The following is a 23,544-nucleotide window of genomic DNA, read 5'->3' as shown; positions in this document are numbered from 1 at the left end:
CAATACCCGCTATGCGTGTAAATACTTTGTTAATAATTTTGCCATCAACTCAACCTATGTTAGTGTCACATCGTTACAAGTTTGTCCTGTTTCCGGACCCGTTAGGTACCTGCTCGTGGATTTCCCACGCGCTGCAACCTTGGCTCGATCAACCCATCCCATCAAACCGCCGCAATTGCAGCAAAACCTTGTTGCATCGCGATATGTCGCCTGCCGAGGCAGCACAGGCGTTTGACAGAATGGATTTCGCCTTTGAGGATTACACCCGGATCGCGGTCATCCGCAATCCATACGCCAAGATGGCCCAGCTTTATTACCGGCTGGCAATCGCCGATCCCGTGTGGCGCGCGCGCCTTCACCTTGGGTTTGAACCGCCACGATTCAACCGTTGGCTGCGTGGAACCCGCGTAAATGGCACCGGTGCGGGCTATCGCGGCAGCCGCGGATGGCGCCGATTTGGTGCGTGGTCAGCTGACGCGTGGTGCGGTGATCAGATCACACATATGGTACGCGCCAGCAACGCGGCCGAGGAACTGACACCCATTTTCAACGGTCTGGGGATCAGCCCTGCATTCGGGCATCGTACTTGTCACGATCTGGGCCGCCAGCGCCTTGCCCGGCTTTATGACAAGGCAAGCTGTGATCTGGTCCGTGAAAGATATGCCGCCGATCTCGCGCTTTATCAGCGCGATGCGCCGGAATTGCGTCTGATCGACGGCGGCAAGCTTCCGATGGACAAGCAGCGTTACCGCTTCGTCGCGTAGCGGACAGCCCCCGCGGCAGCCCGGCGCCCTGTCGCCAGACAACCTGTGATCAGGTAGCCGCCTGTCGGCGCCTCCCAATCCAGCATTTCGCCGGCGCAGAAGACACCGGGGCGGTCCCGCAACATCAGATCATCTGTCAGCGCGTCAAAGCGAACTCCACCGGCTGTCGAAATCGCCTCATCCATCGGGCGCGGACCATCGTGCCGTATCGGGAGCGCCTTGATCAATGGGGCAAGGTCATCGGGGAAGGGTCGCCCGAACTCCGACAATAGGGCGATATGCACGGGATCAAGCCGCAAAGCCTTGCGCAGATGATTGGTGAGCGTTTCTTTCTTTCGTCTGCGCGACAGGGCCGCGCGCAATCGATCCAACGTCCAGTCAGGTGCCAGATCCAGCGTCAACGGCGCGCCGTCGCGGACAGCGGCAGAGACGGCATAAATCCCGCCACCCTCAATCCCTTTTGATGAGATGATGAATTCCCCACGCGATGTCAGCGCCCCCGCGCGCAGCATCGTCGATTTGACAGGTTGGCCCCAGAACCGCGTCATATGAGGCGACCAGGACACGACGAAGCCCATGTTCGCCGGGGCAAACGGAGCAACAGCATCAGGCAGAAACCGCGCCCACGCACCATCAGAGCCGAGCCCCGCCCAGCTTGCGCCGCCCAAGGCCAAGACAGTGACTTTCGGATCGATAAGGTGGCGCCCGTCCGGCGTATCAAAGATGAATTGGTCACTATCCCAGCCCTGCCAGCGCCAGCGTGTTTTCAGGGTGACCCCCTGCCTATCCAGCCGCGCAAGCCAGGCGCGCAACAGCGGCGACGCCTTCATGGCCTTGGGAAAGACCCGTCCTGTCGATCCGGTGAACAAGGGCTGTCCCAGCCCCTCGGCCCAGCCCATCACGGCGTCGGGTCCAAAATCGGCCACGGTTTGTTTCAGGACATCTGGTGCGTCGCCATACGCGGCCAACACAGCCTCAATCGGTTCGGATTTGGTCAGGTTCAGCCCCGATTTGCCTGCCATCAGAAACTTGCGGCCCACCGACGGCATCGCGTCCGCCACAGTGACAGACAAGCCATGGCTCGCCATAACCTCTGCCGCCATCAACCCGGCAGGACCCGCCCCAATGACAAGCGCATCTGTCACGCAGGCAACGTGCCTTTCAATTCGACAACACGGTGTGGGTAGGGGATTTCGATATCGTTGTTTTTCAATGCATTCCAGATCAGGAATAGCACGTCAGAGGCGTATTTGTTTTTGCCGTCATCAATGCCGTTGACCCAGAATTCGACGCCAAAATCGATCCCGCTTTCGCCGAAGCCACGCAGTTCGCAGTCGGGTCCCTCGGGATCGTCCAACACCTCGGGGTGGGTTGCAACGGCCGCTTCGATAATGGCCGGAACCGTGTTGATATCGGTGTCGTAGCTGACAGAAAACGCGACCTCCAGCCGGTTGGCCGATCCACTGTCGGAATAATTGACGACGCGGGTGGTGATGAAATCCTCGTTCGGGACGACAATCCAGCGCCCGTCAAAGGTTTCCAGAATGGTGGCGCGGGCGGTCATCTTGATGATCGTGCCCGCCTCGCCGCCGTCCAGTTCGATATAATCGCCGACGGTCGCCTGCCCTTCGACCAACAGGATCACACCCGATATGAAGTTGGACGCGATTTTTTGCAGGCCAAAGCCAAGGCCGACACCGACAGCACCCCCGATAATCGCCAGTGAGCTGAGGCTGATCCCCATGATGTTCATCAAGAGCAGGAACGCGATGCCGAAAATCGCAAATTCGGCCACCTTGACGATCAACTGCCGGATGGCGGGCCGCATCGGCTGCCTCTCGATATAGGCCACCGATTGCGTGTTTGACCATTGCCCCAGCCAGAACAGCAGGCTGCCAGCGATGAGGCCACGGATGATGGCCAAAGCAGAGAAGCTGATATTGCCAAGGCTGACGACGGTTCCTTCCAGGGCGGCGATGACCTGATCCAGAAAGCCCAGCGCGTAGAGTGCGGCGACCGGCACGAGCACGTAGCGGGCAAGCAATTTCAGGAACGGGTCCCGAATGATGTGTTTGGCTAGCGCCCGGGCCGCAAGGAACAGGAAAACGCGCTTGCCAAAGGCGATCACGGCACCGGACCCGAACAGGGATCGCGTCACAACCTCGCCTATCGCAGTGAAACCATAAGCCAGCAGCGGCAACAGCAGCGGCATAAAGATCAAAACGAAACGGCGGGCTTTGGCGATGATCGAGCTGTTGTCAGGCTCTGGCGTCAGAAGCCGGGTCAGACGGGGTGCAATGATCCGATTGGCCAGGCGCGCGACCAGATAGGCCCCCACCAGCAGCGCGAATTGTGACCATGCAGCCGGTGACAGCAACCATTCCTGCGCCAAAATCAACCCTTGATCGAATGCCGCGCGGGCCTGATCCATCAGGCTATCTGCTTGTTCCATCACTCGTTCCCCCGATGCCGATCGTCAAACCCCTGCTATCATGCCTTTGATACTGGCCACATGGTTGTTTGTCGCCGCCAATACATTCTGCGTCAGGCCACGCGCCGATTGCATCAGGTCACCGGGATCTACAATCCGGTCCACAAGCCCCCAGGCCTGGGCCTCTGTCGCGCTGATTTTCTGACCAGCCATCAACACCATTTTCGTACGGGCCGGTCCGACCAGCCGTTCCATACGGATCGGATCAGATGGTTGGGGCAGGAAACCCAGCTTCATCACAGGATAAAAGAAATTCGCTTTGGGCACTGCGATGCGCAGGTCACAGGCGAGCACCATACCAAACGCCCCACCGGCCACGGTTCCGTTCAAGGCAGCGATGGTCAGGCCAGACATCGCTGCGATTACCGCTGACAACCGTTCCCAGACCGGATCAGTCGCCAGACCGGCCTTTGCCGCCTCAAGATCGGCCCCAGCGCTGAACACCGTGCCCGTTCCGGTCAGGATTAACGCCTTGGCCGATTGGGCGTCTTCCGCAATATCGGCCAATTCCAGCAACATGTCGCGGGTCAGCGCGCCTGCCTTGTCCGGCCTGTCGATGGTCACGATCCACAAATCGCCGTCACGGTCGTGGCGGATCATACAAGCCCGACCTTTTCGCGGATGTCATCCTCGCGCAGGCTGATATCGGTGCCCAGATAGTCATCTGCCACGTCCGTACACATCCATAACAGCGCCTGTGCCGGCCATTCTGGCGGGATATGTGTGGACCAGTCCAACTGGCTGACCGGGTTGATGCCGGACGCCTTGATTTCGCGCTGCATGTCCGTGGCAACGGTGCCGGGGGACAGGCCCATGATGCGCAGGCCCTTGTTGCGCGCTTCCTTGTCTCCCATGCGGGTCAGCATGTAGACCCCGGCCTTTGAACTGCAATAAGCTGACCAGCCTTCGACCGGACCGTGGGCCGCGCCGGATGAGATATTGATGATCGTGCCATGCCCCTGCGCGATCATGCCCGGCATCGCCGCACGCATGCCGTACATGACCCCTTTGAGGTTAATATCGATCGTGCGCGCCCATGCTTCGACATCGGTCTCAGCCAAATGTCCGATGGGTTCGATGACGCCCGCATTGTTGATCAGCACGTCAAGACCACCAAATGTCCGGGCGGTCGCGTCAATTGCGGCCTCAACCTCTGCATGGCGGGACACGTCACAGGGAATCGCAAGCGCCTTTTCCCCGATTTCGCCCGCCAGTTCGGCAATGGCATCGGTGGTGCGGGCAACCAGTGCCACATTTGCGCCGGCATCGGCGAAAGCGCGGCCCGCCGCGGCCCCGATCCCACGGCTTGCACCGGTCACGAGTACGGTTTTCCCCACCATATTCATCTTTTTCACTGTTATCCCTTTCGATCCGCGCTTGGGGTGGCTACTTACTGAATCGTCAATTCCGCCCCTTGCCTTATACTACGAACGCTTGGATCGGTCCGAAAGATACATAACGAAAGGTAATTCTCAATGACCTACACCACTCAATTGCGCAGCGCGGCTTGCATCGCTGCCCTTGTCGTCGGCGGGGCCGCCAATGCTGATGTGACCGCAGCCCAAGTCTGGGAAGACTGGAAAGCGCAACTGAACATGTATGGTGAAAGCAATGTCACCGTTGGCACCGAAGAGGCGTCGGGTGACACGCTGGTCGTGCGCGACATCACCACAACCATGGACGATGGCGAGGTCAAAGTTGTCACCAGTCTGGGCGATCTGACCTTTACAGAGCAGGGCGATGGCAGCGTGGTTGTTACGATGGCCGAAAGCTATCCGATTGTGATGACCGTTGAAGATGACGTCGTGATCACCGTTCTGGTCAGCCAATCAGACCTGGAAATGGTCGTCACCGGTGATGAGAATATCAAGAATTACGATATCTCGTCTGACCAAGTCACAATTGAGCTGCAGGATATTGTGGATGGCGACATCACGTTTACCGGCGACGTGAAGCTGACGGCGAACGATCTGGCAGGCACCTATAGCTCTGAGGTCGGTGATCTGCGCGAGCTGACCTATGATCTGGCGATGTCTTCGCTTGACCTGATTGTTGATATTGAGGTGCCGGGCGACGCAGGTGAATACGTCGTGGCCAGCGGAAAGATCGAAGGCATGTCCATGCAGGCCGATATGTCGATCCCACTGGATGCCGATTTCGAAAACCCTGACAACCTGTTTGTCGATGGCTTTGCCGCGGCAGGGGGCTATGAGATTGAGCGCGGCAATTATGTATTCGATATCAATGCTGACGGCGATCAGCTGGCCGGTTCTGTCAGCACCGGTACGGCGAAGCTGACGGGTGAGGTCAACGGCCAGACGATCGCCTATGATACTGAAACCAACGATGTGGCTATCAATGTCACCAGTGGCGACTTTCCGTTCCCTGTTGAACTGGCGCTGGCTCAGTACGGCGTCGGGTTTGCGATGCCTGTAGGTAAAACTGAAGAACCCGCTGATTTTGGTCTGAGCGTCGACTTTATCGACCTGACAATCAACGACATGATCTGGAACATGTTTGATCCGGGTACCGTGTTGCCGCGCGATCCGGCCACTGTTCAGTTGGACGTGTCCGGTAAGGCCAAGCCACTTTATGACATGTTTGACCCGGCACAGGCCGACGCCATGGCCAGCAGCGATATGCCAGTTGAATTGGACAGCTTGACGCTGAACAACCTGCGGGTTGCGTTGGCCGGTGCGCTTGTTACCGGGTCGGGCGCCTTCACCTTCGACAACAGTGATCTGGCGACGTTTGACGGCATGCCGCGCCCCGAAGGCGATGCGACAGTCGAGGTCACTGGCCTGAACAAGCTGATGGATAACCTTGTCGCCATGGGTCTGGTGCCTGAAGATCAGATCATGGGTGGCCGGATGATGCTGGGTATGTTTGCCCGCACCACGGGTGATGATCAGTTGGAAACAACACTGGAAGTGAATGGCGAAGGCCATGTTCTGGTGAACGGGCAGCGCATGCGCTAAACTGGCGGACAATCGGCGGCGTGGTGGGTGACCACCGCGCCGTTTTCTTTTGCAAAATAGGATTTTGATGATGCTGCGCCGCAACCTGCCCCCCGCCTTGATCCTGCTGGCCAGCCCGGCAATGGCCGATATTTCGGCGGATGATGTCTGGACCAACACCGTTGCGTTCTATCAGGCTACAGGCGGGACGCTGACCGCGGAGTTGAACCGCGACGGCGACACAGTATTCGTGGACAATCCCGTCCTGAATTATCGTTTCCCTTTCGATGCGGGCAGCCTGCAGATCAGCATGCCGCCCATGACCATGGTTGAAGAGACCGACGGCAGCGTGACGCAGAAACTGCCAAAGAGTTTTGATCTGGCACTGGACCTGCAAACTCCGCCAATGATCATGGGTGATTTCAGCTTTGTCACTGTCGTCACGCAGGCGGACTTTGCGGCAACTGCGACGGGAACAGCCGGCGATATCACGTATAACCGTGACGCTGCGGCTTATGGGGCCACCATCGAATTTGATGTGGGCGAGGAAGAGTTCGGGGGGATCAGCATGGCCTTCGAAATCACTGGCGATGGCTACGCGCAAACGACCCGCGTCACTGAAGGCGATTTGATCGAAGTCGTCTCGGACAGCACAACAGAGCCGATGCGATACAGCTTTCGTAGCGACGAAGGCTATGGCTACAGGTCCGAGGGCAGTGGGACCTATGGCACGACCACTAGTCGGGTAAGGATGGCTTTGCCCCTGGCTGGTTTGGATTTCACCAATCTGGCTCCGGCCTTTGCTGCGGGAATGTTCGTTGAAGGCACCACCACCACAACCCGCAGCAGGGACGAAAGCGTGACCTATTTTGAGGACACCGTCGCAACCCGTGAAGTCACCAGTGTGGGTCCGGGCCAATCGACGCTGCGCCTTTCTGCGGATGGTTTGGTCGGCAGCGGTGAGGTGCAGGACATCGCCGTGATGTTCGAGGAAAATACCTTCACAGGTCTGAATGTATCGGTAGATATCGATAACGGGTCCGCCAGCTACCGAGTGCCGTTCATGGCTGCAGACGATCCGCAAGACCTGAACCTGAACATGCTACTTACCGGGCTGACACTAAACGACGAAACCTGGGATCTGTTTAATCCCGATGGCACCATACCGCGGGACCCGGCCGATCTGCGCCTTGATTTGTCGAGCACTGTGAATCTTGGCGTTGATCTGCTTGATTTCATGGGGCTAGAGGCCGCATTCGCCGGCGCGGATGTTCCGATAAAGATCGAAACGCTGACGCTTGATGTTTTCGACCTCGACGTCGCTGGCGTATCGGCCAATGGTACAGGCGCGTTTACTTTCGACAATGACGATCTGGAAACATTTGACGGCTTTCCCAGACCCGAAGGGAGCGGCGCAATTGAAATCACCGGCGCGAATGGTCTGCTGGATAAGCTGATCGCCGCTGGCCTTGTCCCGCAAAGTGAGGCTGGGATGGGTCGCATGATGCTGGGGATGTTTACGCGCCCGACAGGTGACGACCAGCTGACCTCAACGTTGGAGGTCAATGCCGAAGGGCAGATCCTCGTCAATGGTGAGCGTATCAGATAGGCTTGCGGGCGGCGCTGACCCGCACTAGGTCATGGGCAACAAAGGACAGTCCATGACACAATCACTTTCTGATCTGACCCAACAGATGTTGGACGTGGCCCGCCGTGCCGGGGCTGATGCTGCCGATGCGATTGCTGTTGATGGCACATCGGTGTCGATCAATGTGCGCGCCGGTTCGCTGGAACAGGCGGACCGGTCGGAAGGCATTGAAATCGGCTTGCGGGTTCTGGTGGGACAGCGACAGGCTTGTGTTTCATCCTCTGACACGAAACCCGACACGCTGGCACAGATGGCTGAACGGGCTGTGGCCATGGCCAAGGAGGCGCCGGAGGACCCTTACGCCGGGTTGGCTGATCCGGCGCAACTGGCCACACAAACAGACAGCGCGACGCTGGAAATGTACGACCCCAGCGAAGAGCCGGACCCTGCCACCCTGCAACAGGATGCGCTGCGGGCCGAGGCTGCGGCCTTGGCCAATGCGGGCGTCAGTCAGGTGCAGTCCGCCTCAGCCGGGTATAGCCGCCGTCGCATTCATCTGGCCGCAACCAACGGTTTTTCAGCCGGATATGCGCGATCCGAACGGGGCCTTTCCTGCGTTGCGATCAGTGGTACCGGGACCGGCATGGAACGCGACTATGACTATGACAGCCGCATATTTCAGTCCGATCTCCGGGATGCTGACGATATCGGGCGGACCGCTGCGGCACGGGCTGTTGAACGGGTTGGGGCCAGAAAGCCCGCAACCGGGGCATTTCCGGTGTTGTTTGACGAGCGGGTGGCGAATGCGCTGATCGGCAGCCTGCTGCAGGCGACCAACGGCACCACCATCGCGCGCGGTTCCGGCTGGTTGCGCGACAAGCTGGGCGAACAGGTATTGCCCAAGGGCCTGTCATTGGTCGAGGACCCGCATCGCAAACGCACCTCTGGCTCGCGCCTTTTCGATGCGGAGGGTTTGCCGACGGCCAGACGCGCGATTGTCGATGATGGCGTGCTGACCGGCTGGACAATGGATTTATCGACATCACGTCAGTTGGACATGCCCAGCACGGCCAACGCGGCGCGGGGCACAAGCGCACCACCTTCCCCAAGTGTGACGAACGTGGCGCTGACACAGGGCGCCCAAAGCCGTGACGACCTGATCAGACAGATGGGCACAGGCCTGCTTGTCACCTCAATGATTGGATCGACGATCAACCCCAACACCGGGGATTATTCGCGCGGCGCATCGGGGTTCTGGGTCGAGAACGGGGAAATCACCTATCCGGTCAATGAATGTACGGTTGCGGGCAATCTGCGCGATATGCTGATGACGATCATTCCGGCCAATGATGCGCGCACCTATCTGTCGCGCGTCGTGCCATCGCTGCTGGTCGAGGGGCTGACACTTGCCGGTGACTGATCAGGCGCTGTTGGTGGCAGCGGCCCGGGCCTCGGGCGAGATCGCAAAAGAGTTCTTTCAGAAAAGCCCCGGCGTGACGGACAAGCCGGACGGTGCTGGCCCGGTGACAGAGGCTGATCTGGCAGTGAATACGATGCTGGAACGAATGCTGCGCGCCGCGCGCCCGGATTATGGCTGGTTGTCTGAGGAAACCGAAGACAGCGATGCCCGGCTGACAACACAGCGCCAGTTCGTGATTGATCCGATCGACGGCACCCGTGCGTTCATCGAAGGCAGCAAAGATTGGGCCCATTCGCTGGCTGTGGTTGAAGATGGGCAGGTGGTCGCAGCCGCTGTTTACATGCCGATCCGGGATCTGATGTTCGCTGCCAGCCTTGGGGCAGGTGCCACAGTCAATGACCAACCGGCGCGGGTGACACGTGCGGGGCTGGATGGTGCGACGGTGCTTGGCGCCAAACCCAACTTCGATCCCCGGCTTTGGCAAGGTGGGACGCCACCGATCAAGCGCGTGTTCCGGTCATCGCTGGCCTATCGCCTGTGCCTAGTGGCCCAAGGGCGATTTGACGGCATGATGACCCTGCGGCCGAGCTGGGAATGGGACATCGCTGCCGGTGCCCTGATCGCAACCGAAGCAGGTGGCCGCGTCACCGACCCGGCGGGGCAACCGCTGCAGTTCAATAACCCGCATCCTCAAGTTCCCGGAGTCATGGCGGCGGGGCCGGAATTACATGAAGGGCTGACCCGGCGGCTTGAGCCGCAAGCCGCAAACCCCTAATGTGCAACGCAACACAGCCCTCAACAAAGGTTTTTCCCCAATGACTCAACGCCTGCACCTCGTCTTTGGCGGCGAATTGGTTGATCCAACCAAAAACGCATTCAAGGATGTCGACAAAATCGATGTGGTGGGAATGTTCCCGAACTACAAATCAGCTTATGACGCCTGGAAAAATGCGGCCCAGCGCACCGTTGACGATGCGCATATGCGTTATTTCATCGCCCATATCCATCGCCTGCGGGACGAGGAGACTGAAGCGTCCCCAACCGAAGAGCTTGGCAGCTAAGACGCAGGAATGGCGCGCTCACGGTCACTGTCAATTGCCGCCTTTCTGGCCGGTCGGGGGGAACCCTATCAGATCAAGCGGTTGGAAACCCAGCCGCCACGCCCTTTTGGCGTGGTCATCTGGGCCCGCTGCAGCCATCCTGACCAGTTGACCGCGATCGACACGCTGAACCGCAAGCTGACCGAAGATGGTGATCCACTGCAGGTGATCGCCACCATGCGGGACTGGGACAAATCAATGTCTGACCGCGCCTTGGAAGAACCCAAGGGACGCGACAACATCAAGCTGTTTCTCCAGCATTGGCAGCCGGTTATGGCGATCTGGATCCGTGGCGATCTTGATCCGATCCTGCTGGATGAATGGCGCGAGGCCGCTATTCCCTGCATGCTGGTTGATGCAACGGCAGAGGGGTTGGAACAGGTCGCGGGCAGCTGGGTGCCGGGTGCCATGCGGTCGCTTTTGTCCCAGTTCGAAGCCGTGCTGGCACTGGATCAAGCCGCGGCAGAGGGATTGATCCGGGCCGGTACCCCGCAAGAGGTCGTGCGCATTACCGGGCCGATGGAAGACTGCGAACCACCCTTGCACTGCGAAGATGCAGAGCGACAGGAAATGGCAAGGGTCATCGGCACCCGCCCGGTTTGGCTGGCAGCATCGGTCACGCCTGATGACTGGGCCGACATCGCGGCGGCCCACAGGGTCGCCAGCCGCCAGGCCCATCGACTATTGCTGATTATTGTGCCCCGCGACCCGCTGGACGCCTACGATTGCGCAGCACAGATGGTATCGGAAGGGTTCTATGTCACACTCCGCTCGGAGGAGGAGGAGCCGAGCGATGTCACCCAAGTCTATATCGCAGACACAGATGATGAGTTGGGCCTGTGGTACCGCATTGCACCGATCACCTATGTCGGAGGCACCTTGCATGGCGGCGGTTGTCGCGACCCGTTTGAACCGGCAGCGCTCGGATCCGCGGTTCTGTATGGCCCACATGTGGCCCCGTTCCAGAAACACGCCGCCCGGCTGAACGCGGCGGGTGCATCGCATCTGATCCGGTCTGGTGCTGATCTGGGTCCGCTGGTCGAAACGCTGCAATCCACTGACAAGGCCGCGACTCTGGCCCATGCGGCATGGGACGTGACATCGCGCGGCGCTGATGTGACGAACCGCATTGTGCGGATTATCCAGCGTCGGCTAGAGGAACTGGGGCACTAGATGCGTGCGCCCGATTACTGGTTTACGCCGCCTGACAAACCTGCCCTGATCGCCCGATTGCTGGCCCCTGCCGCCGCGCTATATGCCGCCGCAACCGCCCGCCGCCTGCGAAGGCCCGGATACCGCGCCGGTGTGCCGGTGATCTGTGTTGGCAATATCAATGTGGGCGGGACTGGCAAGACACCCACGACAATTGCCCTGATCGAGCGGCTCAAGGAGCGGGGGCGCACCCCGCATGTCGTCAGCCGCGGTTATGGAGGTTCGCTGGAGGGGCCTGTCGCCGTTGATCCGACCTTGCATACGGCCAACCAAACCGGCGACGAACCACTGCTGTTGGCGGCCTTTGCGCCCACATGGGTAGCACGCGATCGCGCCGCCGGCGTCAAAGAGGCCGAGGCGGCAGGCGCGGACGTGATCCTGCTGGATGACGGGTTTCAGAACCCTTCGGTGATCAACGACCTGTCGATTGTCGTGGTCGATGCGATGCGCGGTTTTGGCAATGGCCGGGTTATGCCCGCCGGACCGTTGCGCGAACCGGTAGATACGGGCCTGTCACGGGCTGATCTGGTTTTGTCCATTGGATCGCCTGCGGCACAGGATCAGTTTGCGGCCAACTGGACATTCACCAAGCCCCACATCATCGGTCATCTGGCCCCACTGCCAACAGGTATGCCATGGCGGGACCTGAACCTTTTGGCCTTCGCTGGTATCGGTCATCCCGAGAAATTCTTTACCACCCTGCGCGATATGGGCGCAAAGCTTGTGCGCGCTGAAGCCTTGGCCGACCACCAACCGCTGACCCCGGCCCTGATGAAACGGCTCGAGGTCGAAGCCGCAGCCCACAAGGCACAGCTTGTAACGACGGAAAAGGATGCAGTCCGTCTGCCAGATCAATTTCGGATGAAGGTGCTGACGCTGCCGGTGCGCCTGCAATTGGAGAATGGGGCACCGCTTGACGATGCCCTCACCCGATTAGGTCTTTAGCCTAGCTTGCCGTCCAATGTGGCTGCAAACTCATCATAAGCCATGTTCGAATACTTCTGGCCGTCGATGATGAAGCTGGGGGTCGAATTGATCCCGTCGCGTTCTGCATTTTCCTGATACCATGTGAACAGGCTTTCTGCCTTTGGCCCGTCGCTCAGGCAGGCATCAAGTGTCGCATCGTCCAGGCCGGCTGTTTTCGCCAATGTGCGCAGGTCCTGCACGATGGTCGCGGGGTCACCGCTGGCCAGCCATTCGCGCTGTTTTTCATAAAGCAAAGCGGACATGTTGAAGAAGAAATCCGTGTCGCCGGGGCAGCGGGCGATCATGGACGCCCAAAGGCCGGGGCGATCGAAATATACCTCGCGGTAGACGAACTTGATTTTCCCGGTGTCGATATAATTGGCCTGCAGCGCCTGATACTGGTTTGCGTGGAAAGTTGCACAATGTGGGCAGGTGAAGGAGGCGTATTCGATGACTTCCACGGCGGCATCGGGGTTGCCTTTGACCATTTCGACCACTTCAGGCAGATCGCCCGATGCTTCCTGTGCGTTTGCCGCGCCAGGCAGCAACCCGGTCTGTTCGTCCGGGCGGGTCAGCAAATAGCCGCCACCAAGGGCCAGAAGGGCACCGCCACCAGCGGCCAAAAGAGTTCTACGTTCCATGTTCACCTCGGATCAGGGTTTTTGTTTCGATAGGACATTTGTTCCAAGCGCCGCAAGGGCTGCGCGCAAGTCTTCGTTCTTTACGTCATCAGATAGGGCCTTGGCCGCCGATTTCACCTTTGGATCAACGGTTCTTACGGTTTTCGGCGCGGGCGAGAAAGCCGCGCGACCTTCGGCAAACCCTGTTGGCGCGGTCTGCGTGATCCGCACGCGCGAAATGGCACGATAACCGTAGCAGGCATTGACCTTTTCGCGGATCTGTTCCTTTTGCATTTCCAGCATCGGGGCCTGTGCGCCGGTTGTCAGCAAGGTCAGCGTCGCCCCCATCCCGCCCTTGCCGTAACTGACATTCACCGGTGTGGCGATCTGTGCGGTGGCGTCGCCCACAACCTCGGCCCAGTGGGTCAGGAGGCGCGTCACCGCAAAACCACGATCCTCGCTAGCCTTGCGGATGCGCGACTGGACCAATGTGGCCGCCCGGGAAAATCCGCGGGTTGTGCTGGTGTGCCGTGGCTGTTTCATATCTACGCTCTAATCTATGACACCTGACGCGCCAAGTCAGTGAAACTGCGACAACAGGTAAATAAATATTGCGTGACCTCAGTGATCAGCTTTTGGCCTGGTATGATATTCATGCCCGCCAGATGCCGTGGCGTGTGTCGCCCGCCGACCGTAAGGCCGGTGTGCTGCCTGATCCCTACGCTGTCTGGATGTCGGAGGTCATGTTGCAGCAGACAACAGTCGCCGCGGTGCGTGATTATCATCGCAAGTTCATGGGATTGTGGCCGAAGGTCACCGATCTCGCCGCGGCAGATGATGCCGATGTCATGGCGGCATGGGCCGGGTTGGGCTATTATGCCCGCGCGCGGAACCTGCTGAAATGTGCCCGGGTTGTGGTTGCCGATCACGGCGGTGTTTTTCCGGATGATTATGACACGTTGCTGACCCTGCCCGGTATCGGTCCGTATACAGCCGCCGCCATTGCGGCCATTGCGTTTGATCGTCCCGAAACCGTCGTTGATGGCAATGTAGAGCGGGTGATGGCGCGACTGCATGACGTTCATGAGCCGCTGCCCGGTTCAAAACCCGTCTTGACGGATCATGCGCGAACGCTGACGCCCGAGGAGAGGCCCGGCGACTATGCTCAGGCGGTGATGGATCTTGGCGCAACGATTTGCACACCGCGCAGCCCGGCCTGCGGGATTTGCCCTTGGCGTGATCCGTGTGCGGCACGGATGGCAGGCACAGCGCCGGAGCTACCCAAAAAAACACCAAAGAAACAGACACCTACACGCTATGGGATTGCCTATGTGGCGCAACGCAGCGATGGTGCTTGGTTGCTGGAAACACGGCCCGAGAGCGGGTTGTTGGGTGGGATGCTGGGCTGGCCGGGTTCGGACTGGTCCGACGCACCTGAACCCGCGCCACCGCTGGAGGCCGACTGGGCGGCATTGGGCGAAGAGGCACGCCACACCTTTACCCATTTTCATCTGCGCCTGAAGATCATGACGGCCGTTGTCCCGATGCAGACCAAGGTGCTGCGTGGTGTGTTCGTCCCGAAATCTGATTTCAGCCCGGCGGCTTTGCCCACGGCGATGCGCAAGGTTTATGATCTGGCCGCGACGCGTTTTATCGAGAGTTGAATAATTAGGGCGTATACCCTAAACTGGTCTTCGAGCCATGGCAGCAGAGGTTTGAGATGACAGCGATACCCGGAACTCCTCGCGTTGGGCGGCTGACTGCGGCGCTGCCCTTCTGGCTGTCGCTGGCGCTGGTGCCATTGGCGATTTGGGTGGCGATGCAGGGCGGTTGGGCCCTGCTGCTGTTGCCTGTGTCGACCTGGTATCTGTTTACCGGGTTGGATTATTTTATTGGCCTGAACACCGCGAATCCCGATCTGGAAACGCCGGAGGATCAGTTGGTCTGGTATCGGCTGATCACGCTTGTCTGGCCGCCGGTGCAATTGCTTACCATCTTTGGGTTAATGATTTATGTGACACAGACCGGTCATCTGAGCGGGTTCGAGGAATGGGCATTGTTTGCCGGGCTTGGCGTGCTGTCAGGTACAATCGGGATCACCTATGCGCACGAGTTGATGCATCAGAAGCCAAAGGTGGAACGCTGGATGGCGGATATCCTGATGGCGTCTGTGTTGTATTCGCATTTCCGGTCCGAACATCTGCTGGTCCATCACCGTTATGTGGCCACGCCGCGCGATCCGGTCACGGCGCGATATGGCGAAAGTTTCTGGCGGTTTTTCCCGCGTGTGTTGTGGCAATGTGTGATGTCGGCGTTTCGGGCAGAAAAGGCCATGCTGGCACGTAAGGGATTGCCTTGGCACGATAAATCCAACCCGTTCTGGCGCTATTGGGCGCTGCAGGGTGGCTTTGTGCTGCTGGCCGCCCTAATCGGTGGTTGGTGGGGTGTTTTCCTGTTTGCAACACAGGCATTCTGGGCGGTTTTCCAATTGGAACTGGTCAATTACGTTGAACATTACGGGCTGACCCGCAAGCATCTGGGCGACGGAAAATACGAGCATGTTCTGCCCCGCCATTCGTGGAATTCAGCACATCGCGCGTCAAACTGGCTGCTGATCAATCTGCAGCGCCATTCGGATCACCATTACAAACCGGATCGGCGGTTTCCGCTGTTGCAGACCTATACGGCGGATGAGGCCCCGCAACTGCCCTTTGGCTATCCGGTCATGACGATGGCGGCGCTGTCGCCAACGATCTGGCGCAATGTGATGAACCCACGGGTCAGGGCGTGGCGCGAGATGTATTACCCCGAGATCACAGATTGGTCGGACTACAGGTCGTCCGGCAACCCGATGCCACGCTAGGATGGGTCAAGACCCATCTTACGGTGGTGCAACGTTCGGTGCCCTGACCGGGGCCGTGCAACACCTGCTTTCACCGAATCACGGCTGGACCAGTTAACAGAGGGGTTTTGGCCGATTTCGGCGGTCGGCATCGCATCGGCAAAACGTCGGACATGCGTCGGACCCTTTTGCAGCATTTGGCCGGGTTAACGGACCGCACGGTGCAAATGTAAATGCGGCGTTAAGGACTTGAGGCGACACCAAATGGATCGCCTGCCAGTCAGATCACCCTGATCTTCGTCAATCCGGACACGCCGTGTGACGCGATGGCCAAGGCAAACGCCGATGCGGAATTCTGCACGGGGAAAGGTGCGGTTGGGGGATGTCAGGACTGCGGCTTATCTGCCGCAGGCAACTCTGCGCCTATGGCCATCCGGCGTCACGCACCAATATTTGCAACGATCTTTTGAAGTGACTTTTCGGTGACTGCCATCAGCTTGCAGCGTTGTGTCATGCTATTGTCAGATAAAGTACCCAGTTGGCTTTAGCATCAGCACTGTCAATGACGTGTTGTGATGCGTCTTAGCCATTGATCGATAGCGCATATCGGCCTTGGTTTTACGGCGCCGCAGGGTTCGACCACCAAGCATCGGAGTCGGCAGTGGACTCAAGCATTAGGTCAAATATGTGTCTGTTCCTGATACGGCTGGGTCGGGCATGGGTGGTGCTGTAATCACTCGGATGGTCGTGGCAATGCAATATCAAAATCCCTATTCAGTTTTGAAATCGGGCCTGGCTGAATAACCAAAACTCTTTCCGGCGCGCCATGGTAGTAGTGAAGCGACGCGCCAAGAATTCCCCGGCCGCCAACGGAGCGGCTGAAGAAATTCCTAAGTGGCCGATCATTACCATCCAGTGCAACGACGCGGACCAAGTTGCGCCTATAAAAGCCGCCGACGAGTATCATGTTACCCTTGACCTGAAGGCCCTGAGGCAAGTCATCAACGGAGTAATAATCCCTGAGCAAATCCGGGAAAAAGGTCACCTCCACCCTGCCAGCCACTCTTTGTGGGACTTCGTCAAAGTTTTGATGATAAAGCAACAATTGACCATCGAAGAAGGAGTAAGGCCGATTTTCGATGGCTGATTGACGTTCAGGAACGGTTACATCCATGACCTGGCCAGCCTGATTGTAAAATATCAGCGGCTCTATCAGTGAGAAGCGGCTTTCAGTGAAGTCAAAAAGGAGATCGCTGAGGGCTTGCCCTACATGAAAACGCACGTGAGAACTGGACGCAACAATATCGAAGGATTTTGCCACATCGTCAGCGGATAATGAAGCGGGCGATCTGGTAAGTCGCTTGGCCATTTGCAGATCAACCACCGGCATTCGCATCGGAATTGACATGTCGTCCAACCCATTTGCGTAGCGTTGGTGCGTGTAATCAACAACCGGCACCGAGATTGCATGTTCGACCGTTCTACCGCCTTCGGTTTCCGCGACATATACGGTTGCACTGGAGATGGGTGCGCCGAACGCCGCTCGCAAAGTGACACCATCTGACGCCTGACTGTTCAATGCGCGGGCGGCTTCCAGCGCCTTATCTTCGTTGATCTCATTTTTCAGGTACAGATCCAGTAACTCAGTCGTTGCTTCCCATTGACCCTGTGGATCGGTCACACGCGAAACCTGACTTTGCGTCGTACGCACGGCATGACCATTGGCATTTTCAGCCTCAACATAAGCTCGCAACTCGCCCGGACTGATCGATTGCCCATCTGCTTGTTCGATAAAGACTTCCAAGTAGCGATCTGCGTAGTCGACAACGCTTATGCGATGAGATGAAGAACTACGCACGGCGTTGGGTTCAATTCTATCAAACACATACCAATCAAGCGCACCTGGAACCTGCAACTTAATGGTCCCAAGAGCGGCAGTTGGCAAGGGCAATGACTTATCATCGGGGTAGTACGCAATATAGCCCAAATGTGAAGGCCACCATCGGAGGCCGGTTCGACCTTCGGACCAGTAGGGTTTTACTTCGACAATATCTCCTCCGAAGGACACAGATTGAAAATCCACCTCGTGCTCGAACGGATACTCGAAAGGCGGGACGAATAAGACGCGATCGTCCAAGTGAGGGCGACCGTATTCAGCCATGAACGCCGCGAGGTAGGTCGAAGTCATTTCTTCGACATCGGGATAGAATTGAACGGCGCCCAGTTTTTGAGGCCATTCCGACACTATTTGCGAAGCTGAACTACTCAGGGACAGAAGTTCAGTCTCCTCGGCCGCAAATGCCTGCGCGCCCAAGCTTGCGAACTCCAGTCGCAAGGCATTGAAAGGCAACTGATTGAGTTGCTCATGAAAACGATCGCGCACCTGATTGAGCTCATCGCGACGGTTTTCGAGGGTCTGCGCTACCGACGCGTTCGGCACGAAAAGGACAAAAATGAAAAAACTGACAGTAAGACGCAAGGAAAATAACCTGTGATTGATCTGTGCTTGAAGGTATAAACATCAGGTTCAGCGACACTATGCAATGATCGCAAGAAAAAGCCCCGCCATCATTTCGATGTCGGGGTGAAAGTTAGTGTACACGGACCTTTCCACCATGGAAAGGCTTGCCGCAGGCACCGACGGTATCAACGTGGGGAATGCATGTTGTGACCTTGTTCCTGGTCAGTGCTTCGCGGTTGAATTTGCGCGTGTTGGCGATCCGTTTTTCGGCGACCTTGCGGTATGCGGCATCGCGTCGGCAAAACGTCGGACTTGCGTCGGACCTTTTTGCAGCATTTGGCCGGGTTAAGGCCCCGCACAGTCGAATCGTGAATGCCACGGCCAGGTTTTGACACTGGCCTTCGAGTGCCGACCGCGACTGATCTGGATCATTCCCGGGTTGCCCTCTCCGGCTATTGTCAGCGACCAACCGACCAATGATGGCGGCAATGACAGTAGATAAACCACCAAAGACACAGTCACAGGCAGCGAGAACGAGTCTTGAGGATTTGCAGGACCGTATTTTGTCCAGTGATTTGATCCCGAGCCATGAGCCTCTGCGCGATGGCTTGGCCAAGAAGCTGGCCTCAATCCAAGCCGCTGGTGTGCAGAATGCCGCCGAGCTGCTGGTCACCTTGAAATCAGCGAGGTCATCCGCAGCGCTTGCGACCTCCACGGGCATTGATCTGACATACCTGCAACTGCTGCGCCGCGCGATCAACGGGTTTTTCCCAAAGCCCCGACCATTGAAGGACATCGACTGGTTGGGTGACGACGCCGTGGCCAGTTTGGCGACGGCCGGCATCAAGAATACCGGGCAGCTATTTGAGGCCGCGTCTGATCCGGTGGCGCTGACCCAGCAGACAGATCTGCAACACAAAACCCTGGGTGAGATGGTCGCCATTGCCGATCTGTGCCGTATTCAATGGGTCAGCCCCGGTTTTGCACGCGTGCTGGTCGCGGGCGGCCTGCGTACTGCATCCGAGGTAGCGCGTGCCGACCCGGATGCGCTGTGCGCTGCTATTGCAGCGACCAACGCCGAGGCAAAGTTCTACAAGGGGAAAGTAGGCCTGAGGGATGTCAAGAGGCTGGTCAAGGCTGCAGCTTATGTGCCGTAGGAACATTGCAGGGTTTTGTTGTGCAATCGTCCGGCGAGAGGCTTTGCCCGTTGCGGCGCAAGCGCCGAAACTGAAAACCCCGACGGGCCTGCGACATTGATCATTGGCGCCTTCTCTCGGCTGCCGAATGTCGAATGTACCGGAGTGCAAATTGCGATGGCCGGGCAGATGCAGGGACTGCGCAGGCGGTATTCTGGCTGTGCCAAAAAAAGCCCCGCCATCATGCGATGGCGGGGTAAAAGTTAGTGCATACGGACCTTTCCACCATGGAAAGGCTTGCCGCAGGCACCGGCGGTATCAACGTTGGGAATGCATGTTGTGACCTTGTTCCCGGTCAGTGCTTCGCCATTTCTGCGCGGATCTGCTGGCGCAGCAGATCAATGGGCACCTTTTGCCCGTCGCGTTTAAACTGCCAATAGGTCCAGCCGTTACAGCTTGGCGCGCCTTCCAGATGCGCCCCGACCTGATGGATTGATCCTTTGATATCGTCCCCGATGAGTGTGCCGTCGGCCCGGACCTTGGCCTTGTGCCGTCCGTTCATCGACCACAGTTCCTCGCCCGGGCGCAGCATGCCCCGTTCGACAAGCACCCCGAAGGCGACGCGCGGTTCGGCGCGTTTGGAGGTGGAGACCTCCAATGCTTCCTTGTCGAATTTTCGGGTGTTGGCGATGCGTTTTTCGGCGACCTTGCGATATTCAGCCTCGCGTTCGATCCCGATGAAATCTCGCCCCAGCATCTTGGCCACGGCCCCGGTGGTGCCTGTTCCGAAGAACGGGTCAAGAACAACATCACCGGGGTTGGTGGTGGCAACGAGAACCCTGTGCAGCAGCGATTGCGGTTTTTGGGTTGGGTGGGCCTTGTCGCCCGCGTCGTTTTTCAGGCGTTCATGTCCGGTGCAGATGGGCAGCACCCAGTCAGAGCGCATTTGCACGCCTTCGTTGAGCGCCTTGAGCGCTTCGTAGTTGAAGGTGTATTTGCTGGCCTCTTCCTTTGACGCCCAGATCAGGGTTTCATGGGCGTTGGTCAGGCGTTTGCCCCGGAAATTGGGCATCGGGTTGGATTTGCGCCAGACGACGTCGTTAAGAATCCAGAACCCCTGGTTCTGCAATTCTGTACCCATGCGGAAGACGTTGTGATAGCTGCCGATGACCCAGATTGCCCCGTTGGGTTTCAGCAGGCGGCGGGCGGCCTTGAGCCAATCGCGGGTGAATTTGTCATAGACCTTGAAACTGTCGAACTGGTCCCAGGCGTCATCAACCGCGTCGACCTTGGAATTGTCGGGCCGATGCAGATCGCCCTTGAGCTGCAGGTTGTAGGGCGGATCGGCGAAGATCAGGTCGATAGAATTCGCGGGCAGACTGTTCATCAATTCGATGCAGTCCCCGTCAAGGATCGTGTTCAGAGGGAGCGCTTTTGCGCCCTTAACTTCGGTCTTAATCGTCATACTTGCCTCGTAGCCCCGGCGGTTTGCCCGCTCATTTGCTTGGCCCTAATGTGATTCAGAGACGATTCGCTGTCAAAAACTTTATTGAATCAATCACTTACGATTTTATCTTGATACAAGATGTTGTGTATGGGGGCGAAGGAACGTCTATGATGGGGGGTGACCCCAAGAGCCTCTAACCCCTTTTTATGTTGGGCGGTGCCGTATCCGGCATTGGTTTCCCACCCATAGCCGGGGAACTGTTGCGCCAAATCCACCATGTGTCGGTCGCGCCACAGTTTCGCGACGATTGACGCTGCGGCAATCGACTGGCTGCGCCCGTCCCCCTTGATAATGGTTTCGCAGGATATCGTCAGACCGCGCGGCACCATGTTGCCGTCGATCAGGATATGATCGGGCCGTTGCGCCAGCCCGTCGATGGCCCGCATCATGGCAATATGGGACGCCCGCAGGATATTGTGTTCGTCGATTTCGGCCACGGTCGCCTCTGCGATGCTGACCACAGCGCTGGTCATGATCTGGTCAAACAGCGCCTCGCGCCGCTTGGCTGACAGTTTCTTGCTGTCGTTGAGCCCTGCGGGGATATGCACCGGATCGAGGATCACTGCGGCGGCCACGACTGGACCGGCAAGCGGCCCGCGCCCAACCTCATCCACACCGGCGATATGGGTGAACCCGTTACCGTGGGCGGTTTGTTCAAAGCTGAAATCTGGTGTGGTCATGCGGTCAGTGACCAGACTGCGCTGGCCACTGCAAGCAAAAAGGGGCAGAGAGCCATGTCCAAACTCTCTGCCCCTGTGGGCGCATGTGACTTCTGTTAGGCTTTTGTTGTTTTGAAGCCACTGGCCCAAGGTGGCGCGGTAACCGGGGCTGTGCGACCGCGCTACTGGTCGGGCGGTCTTAGTGCCGCCGATCAGATCGATAGCCTTGCTCGCGCAGGCAAAGGGGGTCGTAGCCGCGACGCGGTCCGTTATTGGTGTAGACACGGACGGCGCAGCGATCTGGCAGGCTGTTCACATGGTTATAGTTCCGCTCCAGACAGCGCAGGCCGAACATGCGCTGGGTGCCAAAGCGGGTTTCGATGTTGCGCAGACACGCATGCGGGATCACCCGGCGGTTGGTCTGGCGGTTCAGATCGGACCAGCGGTTCGCATTGTTGGGTGTGACGCGCGGTGCGCGCATGTCGCGGTCACGAACCTGGGTCGTGGACCGGTCTTCGCGCCGGTTTTCGAGCGCGGCGTTGAGGGCTGCGATGGCGGCGATACCAAGGATCAGTTTGCCCACATCGTCGCGATCAAGCCCACCGGCCTGTAGGGGTGTGGCAAGGGTCAGCGAGAGGGCGGTAATGCCTGCGATCAGGGGTTTCAGCATGGGCTTTCCTTTCTTAGCGGGACGCGAGGAGGCGTTGATGAAAGGATTTTGGGGCTGATCCACCCCGCCAGACAATAACGGGGGATGGTTATGCGATTGCCATCGCGATAACATCTGGCGTTATTGAATATCATCACAGCAAAGTGTCAGTTGAGCGTCATGAAACATCTTTCTTTCACATTCATGATCCTGTTGTTCGGCGCCAGCATGGCGCAGGCCGCCTGTTATGCGGATTACAAGGCAAAACAGGACAACCCCTTGCGTCTGCATTATGGCGTGGCTGAAGTGCAGGGCGACTGCTCTGTCTCATCGGCAGAGGGGCAGTTGCGGCAACGTCTTGCAGGTGGTGGCTGGCAGCTATTGAATGTGCTTGGTGTCTTTGATGATGCTGGGCTTGATGGAAGAAAGGACAGCGCAGGTGAATACTTCCTCCGCTACTGAGGCACGTGAAATTGGCAGCAGGATTGTCGTCGCAGGAATTGCGGCGATTGTCGCTATTCTGGCCATTGCAGCCATCCTGTTGTTCATTAACCTGCCCGATGCCAATGCGTTCAACGCCCGCGTCGAACAGCTGTTCGTCGAAAATGACAATCTGACCGGCAATGCCGAAATCAAGCTTTTGGAGATATTGGCGCAGTCCGGCACGGCGTTTTCTGACACGTTGGCCTCTTACCGGTTTGTGATCTTTGTCCTGCTGATCTTTGCGACCGCATTGCTGATTGCCGCTGTTGCCTTTCTGGTGATGTTGATTGCGCTGAACCGCCGTATGGGCCGGATCGAGCGACAGGGAATCGAGGTCAACTCCCTGACTATCAGCCGTGATCAGAAGGCAGTGTATCTGAATGACTTTGAATTCAAGCTGACAGATGCGGCGATTGAGACCCTGTCTGTCCTGGCCGAGGCCCGCATGGATGATGAGGTCCTGTCAGGCGCCGAGATCGAAGGGGTCATATCTGGCCGCAGCGCGGCTGATTGCGACGAAGCGGCGGGTGCCACGCGGATCAAGCGACTGCGCGACACGCTAGGCAACCAGATGATCAGCGAACTGCTGATCAAGAACATCGCGCGCAAAGGCTATATGCTCGCCATCGACAAGGATGTGATCCGGATGGTCTGAGCCGATCAGGCGCATCTGTGGCCTGATTCTGCGT

At 58.2% G+C, this 23,544-nt stretch carries 23 protein-coding genes; 13 read left to right on the top strand and 10 right to left on the bottom strand.

Going from position 1 to position 23,544, the window contains the following annotated elements; genetic code table 11:
• Positions 1–188 precede the first annotated feature (188 nt).
• A complete protein-coding gene (locus tag ACFWW2_RS27585) occupies positions 189–764 on the top strand; it encodes a hypothetical protein (RefSeq protein ID WP_393934073.1) in 576 nt (191 codons plus the stop codon).
• Here ACFWW2_RS27585 and ACFWW2_RS27580 read toward each other — a convergent pair.
• From ACFWW2_RS27580 to ACFWW2_RS27565, 4 genes are read right to left on the bottom strand one after another with little or no spacing between them, the layout of a single operon-like run.
• Positions 746–1,909, bottom strand: coding sequence for a TIGR03862 family flavoprotein (locus ACFWW2_RS27580; protein WP_393934071.1), 1,164 nt, complete (start codon positions 1,907–1,909; stop codon positions 746–748). The two genes, ACFWW2_RS27585 and ACFWW2_RS27580, sit on opposite strands and share 19 nt — an antisense overlap.
• Positions 1,906–3,216 (bottom strand): mechanosensitive ion channel family protein, encoded by a 1,311-nt coding sequence (locus ACFWW2_RS27575; RefSeq protein ID WP_393934069.1) that lies wholly within the window; start codon positions 3,214–3,216, stop codon positions 1,906–1,908. Before ACFWW2_RS27575 ends, ACFWW2_RS27580 begins: the two co-directional genes overlap by 4 nt.
• Positions 3,217–3,240: 24 nt before the next feature.
• Positions 3,241–3,855 (bottom strand): enoyl-CoA hydratase/isomerase family protein, encoded by a 615-nt coding sequence (locus tag ACFWW2_RS27570; RefSeq protein WP_393934067.1) that lies wholly within the window; start codon positions 3,853–3,855, stop codon positions 3,241–3,243.
• On the bottom strand, positions 3,852–4,601 hold the full coding sequence (locus ACFWW2_RS27565) for an SDR family oxidoreductase (protein WP_393934133.1): 750 nt from the start codon (positions 4,599–4,601) through the stop codon (positions 3,852–3,854). The genes ACFWW2_RS27570 and ACFWW2_RS27565 overlap by 4 nt, the downstream gene beginning before the upstream one ends.
• Before the next feature lie 129 nt (positions 4,602–4,730).
• Here ACFWW2_RS27565 and ACFWW2_RS27560 point away from each other — a divergent pair, with 129 nt between their 5' ends.
• The 7 genes from ACFWW2_RS27560 (at position 4,731) to lpxK (ending at position 12,477) form a co-directional block, all read left to right on the top strand.
• On the top strand, positions 4,731–6,233 hold the full coding sequence (locus tag ACFWW2_RS27560) for a DUF2125 domain-containing protein (protein WP_393934065.1): 1,503 nt from the start codon (positions 4,731–4,733) through the stop codon (positions 6,231–6,233).
• Between the two features lie 67 nt (positions 6,234–6,300).
• The gene (locus ACFWW2_RS27555; protein WP_393934063.1) at positions 6,301–7,821 is read left to right on the top strand and encodes a DUF2125 domain-containing protein; all 1,521 of its coding nucleotides are present in this window, start codon (positions 6,301–6,303) and stop codon (positions 7,819–7,821) included.
• Positions 7,822–7,873: 52 nt separating this feature from the next.
• Positions 7,874–9,220 carry a TldD/PmbA family protein gene (locus ACFWW2_RS27550; protein WP_393934061.1) on the top strand — a complete coding sequence of 449 codons (1,347 nt, stop codon included), beginning with the start codon at positions 7,874–7,876 and terminating at the stop codon, positions 9,218–9,220.
• Positions 9,207–9,995: an inositol monophosphatase family protein gene (locus ACFWW2_RS27545; RefSeq protein WP_393934059.1), complete on the top strand. Its 789-nt coding sequence runs from the start codon at positions 9,207–9,209 to the stop codon at positions 9,993–9,995. The genes ACFWW2_RS27550 and ACFWW2_RS27545 overlap by 14 nt, the downstream gene beginning before the upstream one ends.
• Before the next feature lie 40 nt (positions 9,996–10,035).
• The gene (locus tag ACFWW2_RS27540) at positions 10,036–10,281 is read left to right on the top strand and encodes a DUF4170 domain-containing protein (protein WP_393934131.1); all 246 of its coding nucleotides are present in this window, start codon (positions 10,036–10,038) and stop codon (positions 10,279–10,281) included.
• 9 nt (positions 10,282–10,290) lie between these two features.
• Complete coding sequence (locus tag ACFWW2_RS27535) at positions 10,291–11,493, top strand: 3-deoxy-D-manno-octulosonic acid transferase (RefSeq protein WP_393934057.1); 1,203 nt, start codon at positions 10,291–10,293, stop codon at positions 11,491–11,493.
• Entirely contained in the window at positions 11,494–12,477 is a 984-nt protein-coding gene (lpxK, locus tag ACFWW2_RS27530; protein ID WP_393934055.1) for a tetraacyldisaccharide 4'-kinase, read from the top strand.
• Here the strand turns inward: lpxK and ACFWW2_RS27525 are convergent.
• Both ACFWW2_RS27525 and ACFWW2_RS27520 read right to left on the bottom strand, forming a co-directional pair.
• Positions 12,474–13,139 (bottom strand): DsbA family protein, encoded by a 666-nt coding sequence (locus tag ACFWW2_RS27525; RefSeq protein WP_393934053.1) that lies wholly within the window; start codon positions 13,137–13,139, stop codon positions 12,474–12,476. The genes lpxK and ACFWW2_RS27525 overlap by 4 nt on opposite strands.
• 12 nt (positions 13,140–13,151) lie before the next feature.
• Positions 13,152–13,661 (bottom strand): DUF721 domain-containing protein, encoded by a 510-nt coding sequence (locus ACFWW2_RS27520; protein ID WP_393934051.1) that lies wholly within the window; start codon positions 13,659–13,661, stop codon positions 13,152–13,154.
• A 68-nt stretch (positions 13,662–13,729) separates the two neighbouring features.
• On the opposite strand from ACFWW2_RS27520, the gene mutY reads away from it, so the two are divergent.
• Positions 13,730–14,782: an A/G-specific adenine glycosylase gene (mutY, locus tag ACFWW2_RS27515; RefSeq protein ID WP_393934049.1), complete on the top strand. Its 1,053-nt coding sequence runs from the start codon at positions 13,730–13,732 to the stop codon at positions 14,780–14,782.
• 56 nt (positions 14,783–14,838) lie between these two features.
• The gene (locus ACFWW2_RS27510; protein ID WP_393934047.1) at positions 14,839–15,981 is read left to right on the top strand and encodes an alkane 1-monooxygenase; all 1,143 of its coding nucleotides are present in this window, start codon (positions 14,839–14,841) and stop codon (positions 15,979–15,981) included.
• 712 nt (positions 15,982–16,693) lie between these two features.
• Here the strand turns inward: ACFWW2_RS27510 and ACFWW2_RS27505 are convergent.
• On the bottom strand, positions 16,694–18,439 hold the full coding sequence (locus ACFWW2_RS27505) for a hypothetical protein (RefSeq protein WP_393934045.1): 1,746 nt from the start codon (positions 18,437–18,439) through the stop codon (positions 16,694–16,696).
• Between the two features lie 470 nt (positions 18,440–18,909).
• Between ACFWW2_RS27505 and ACFWW2_RS27500 the strand changes: the two genes are divergently transcribed.
• Complete coding sequence (locus ACFWW2_RS27500) at positions 18,910–19,578, top strand: DUF4332 domain-containing protein (RefSeq protein ID WP_393934043.1); 669 nt, start codon at positions 18,910–18,912, stop codon at positions 19,576–19,578.
• 334 nt (positions 19,579–19,912) lie between these two features.
• Here the strand turns inward: ACFWW2_RS27500 and ACFWW2_RS27495 are convergent, their stop codons facing one another.
• The 3 genes from ACFWW2_RS27495 to ACFWW2_RS27485 all read right to left on the bottom strand — a co-directional run bounded on the left by ACFWW2_RS27495 (position 19,913) and on the right by ACFWW2_RS27485 (position 22,393).
• A complete protein-coding gene (locus ACFWW2_RS27495; protein ID WP_393934039.1) occupies positions 19,913–21,022 on the bottom strand; it encodes a site-specific DNA-methyltransferase in 1,110 nt (369 codons plus the stop codon).
• A gap of 89 nt (positions 21,023–21,111) precedes the next feature.
• Positions 21,112–21,744 carry a ribonuclease HII gene (locus ACFWW2_RS27490; RefSeq protein WP_393934037.1) on the bottom strand — a complete coding sequence of 211 codons (633 nt, stop codon included), beginning with the start codon at positions 21,742–21,744 and terminating at the stop codon, positions 21,112–21,114.
• 178 nt (positions 21,745–21,922) lie between these two features.
• A complete protein-coding gene (locus tag ACFWW2_RS27485) occupies positions 21,923–22,393 on the bottom strand; it encodes a hypothetical protein (RefSeq protein ID WP_393934035.1) in 471 nt (156 codons plus the stop codon).
• Between the two features lie 159 nt (positions 22,394–22,552).
• Between ACFWW2_RS27485 and ACFWW2_RS27480 the strand changes: the two genes are divergently transcribed.
• Both ACFWW2_RS27480 and ACFWW2_RS27475 read left to right on the top strand, forming a co-directional pair.
• On the top strand, positions 22,553–22,834 hold the full coding sequence (locus ACFWW2_RS27480; RefSeq protein WP_393934033.1) for a hypothetical protein: 282 nt from the start codon (positions 22,553–22,555) through the stop codon (positions 22,832–22,834).
• A complete protein-coding gene (locus ACFWW2_RS27475; RefSeq protein WP_393934031.1) occupies positions 22,791–23,510 on the top strand; it encodes a transcriptional regulator in 720 nt (239 codons plus the stop codon). The genes ACFWW2_RS27480 and ACFWW2_RS27475 overlap by 44 nt, the downstream gene beginning before the upstream one ends.
• Positions 23,511–23,544: the final 34 nt, after the last annotated feature.

Source organism: Yoonia sp. R2-816, assembly GCF_046762905.1.
GTDB lineage: Bacteria > Pseudomonadota > Alphaproteobacteria > Rhodobacterales > Rhodobacteraceae > Yoonia.
This window is presented reverse-complemented; position numbering and strand designations above follow the sequence as displayed.

Excerpts from the sequence above, each read along its gene's own strand:
- ACFWW2_RS27575 (WP_393934069.1), bottom strand. The coding sequence starts at position 3,216 with ATGGAACAAGCAGATAGCCTGATGGATCAGGCCCGCGCGGCATTCGAT.
- ACFWW2_RS27570 (WP_393934067.1), bottom strand. The coding sequence starts at position 3,855 with ATGATCCGCCACGACCGTGACGGCGATTTGTGGATCGTGACCATCGAC.
- ACFWW2_RS27565 (WP_393934133.1), bottom strand. The coding sequence starts at position 4,601 with ATGAATATGGTGGGGAAAACCGTACTCGTGACCGGTGCAAGCCGTGGG.
- ACFWW2_RS27560 (WP_393934065.1), top strand. The coding sequence starts at position 4,731 with ATGACCTACACCACTCAATTGCGCAGCGCGGCTTGCATCGCTGCCCTT.
- ACFWW2_RS27555 (WP_393934063.1), top strand. The coding sequence starts at position 6,301 with ATGATGCTGCGCCGCAACCTGCCCCCCGCCTTGATCCTGCTGGCCAGC.
- ACFWW2_RS27550 (WP_393934061.1), top strand. The coding sequence starts at position 7,874 with ATGACACAATCACTTTCTGATCTGACCCAACAGATGTTGGACGTGGCC.
- ACFWW2_RS27540 (WP_393934131.1), top strand. The coding sequence starts at position 10,036 with ATGACTCAACGCCTGCACCTCGTCTTTGGCGGCGAATTGGTTGATCCA.
- ACFWW2_RS27535 (WP_393934057.1), top strand. The coding sequence starts at position 10,291 with ATGGCGCGCTCACGGTCACTGTCAATTGCCGCCTTTCTGGCCGGTCGG.
- lpxK (WP_393934055.1), top strand. The coding sequence starts at position 11,494 with ATGCGTGCGCCCGATTACTGGTTTACGCCGCCTGACAAACCTGCCCTG.
- ACFWW2_RS27525 (WP_393934053.1), bottom strand. The coding sequence starts at position 13,139 with ATGGAACGTAGAACTCTTTTGGCCGCTGGTGGCGGTGCCCTTCTGGCC.
- ACFWW2_RS27520 (WP_393934051.1), bottom strand. The coding sequence starts at position 13,661 with ATGAAACAGCCACGGCACACCAGCACAACCCGCGGATTTTCCCGGGCG.
- ACFWW2_RS27510 (WP_393934047.1), top strand. The coding sequence starts at position 14,839 with ATGACAGCGATACCCGGAACTCCTCGCGTTGGGCGGCTGACTGCGGCG.
- ACFWW2_RS27500 (WP_393934043.1), top strand. The coding sequence starts at position 18,910 with ATGACAGTAGATAAACCACCAAAGACACAGTCACAGGCAGCGAGAACG.
- ACFWW2_RS27495 (WP_393934039.1), bottom strand. The coding sequence starts at position 21,022 with ATGACGATTAAGACCGAAGTTAAGGGCGCAAAAGCGCTCCCTCTGAAC.
- ACFWW2_RS27490 (WP_393934037.1), bottom strand. The coding sequence starts at position 21,744 with ATGACCACACCAGATTTCAGCTTTGAACAAACCGCCCACGGTAACGGG.
- ACFWW2_RS27485 (WP_393934035.1), bottom strand. The coding sequence starts at position 22,393 with ATGCTGAAACCCCTGATCGCAGGCATTACCGCCCTCTCGCTGACCCTT.
- ACFWW2_RS27480 (WP_393934033.1), top strand. The coding sequence starts at position 22,553 with ATGAAACATCTTTCTTTCACATTCATGATCCTGTTGTTCGGCGCCAGC.
- ACFWW2_RS27475 (WP_393934031.1), top strand. The coding sequence starts at position 22,791 with ATGGAAGAAAGGACAGCGCAGGTGAATACTTCCTCCGCTACTGAGGCA.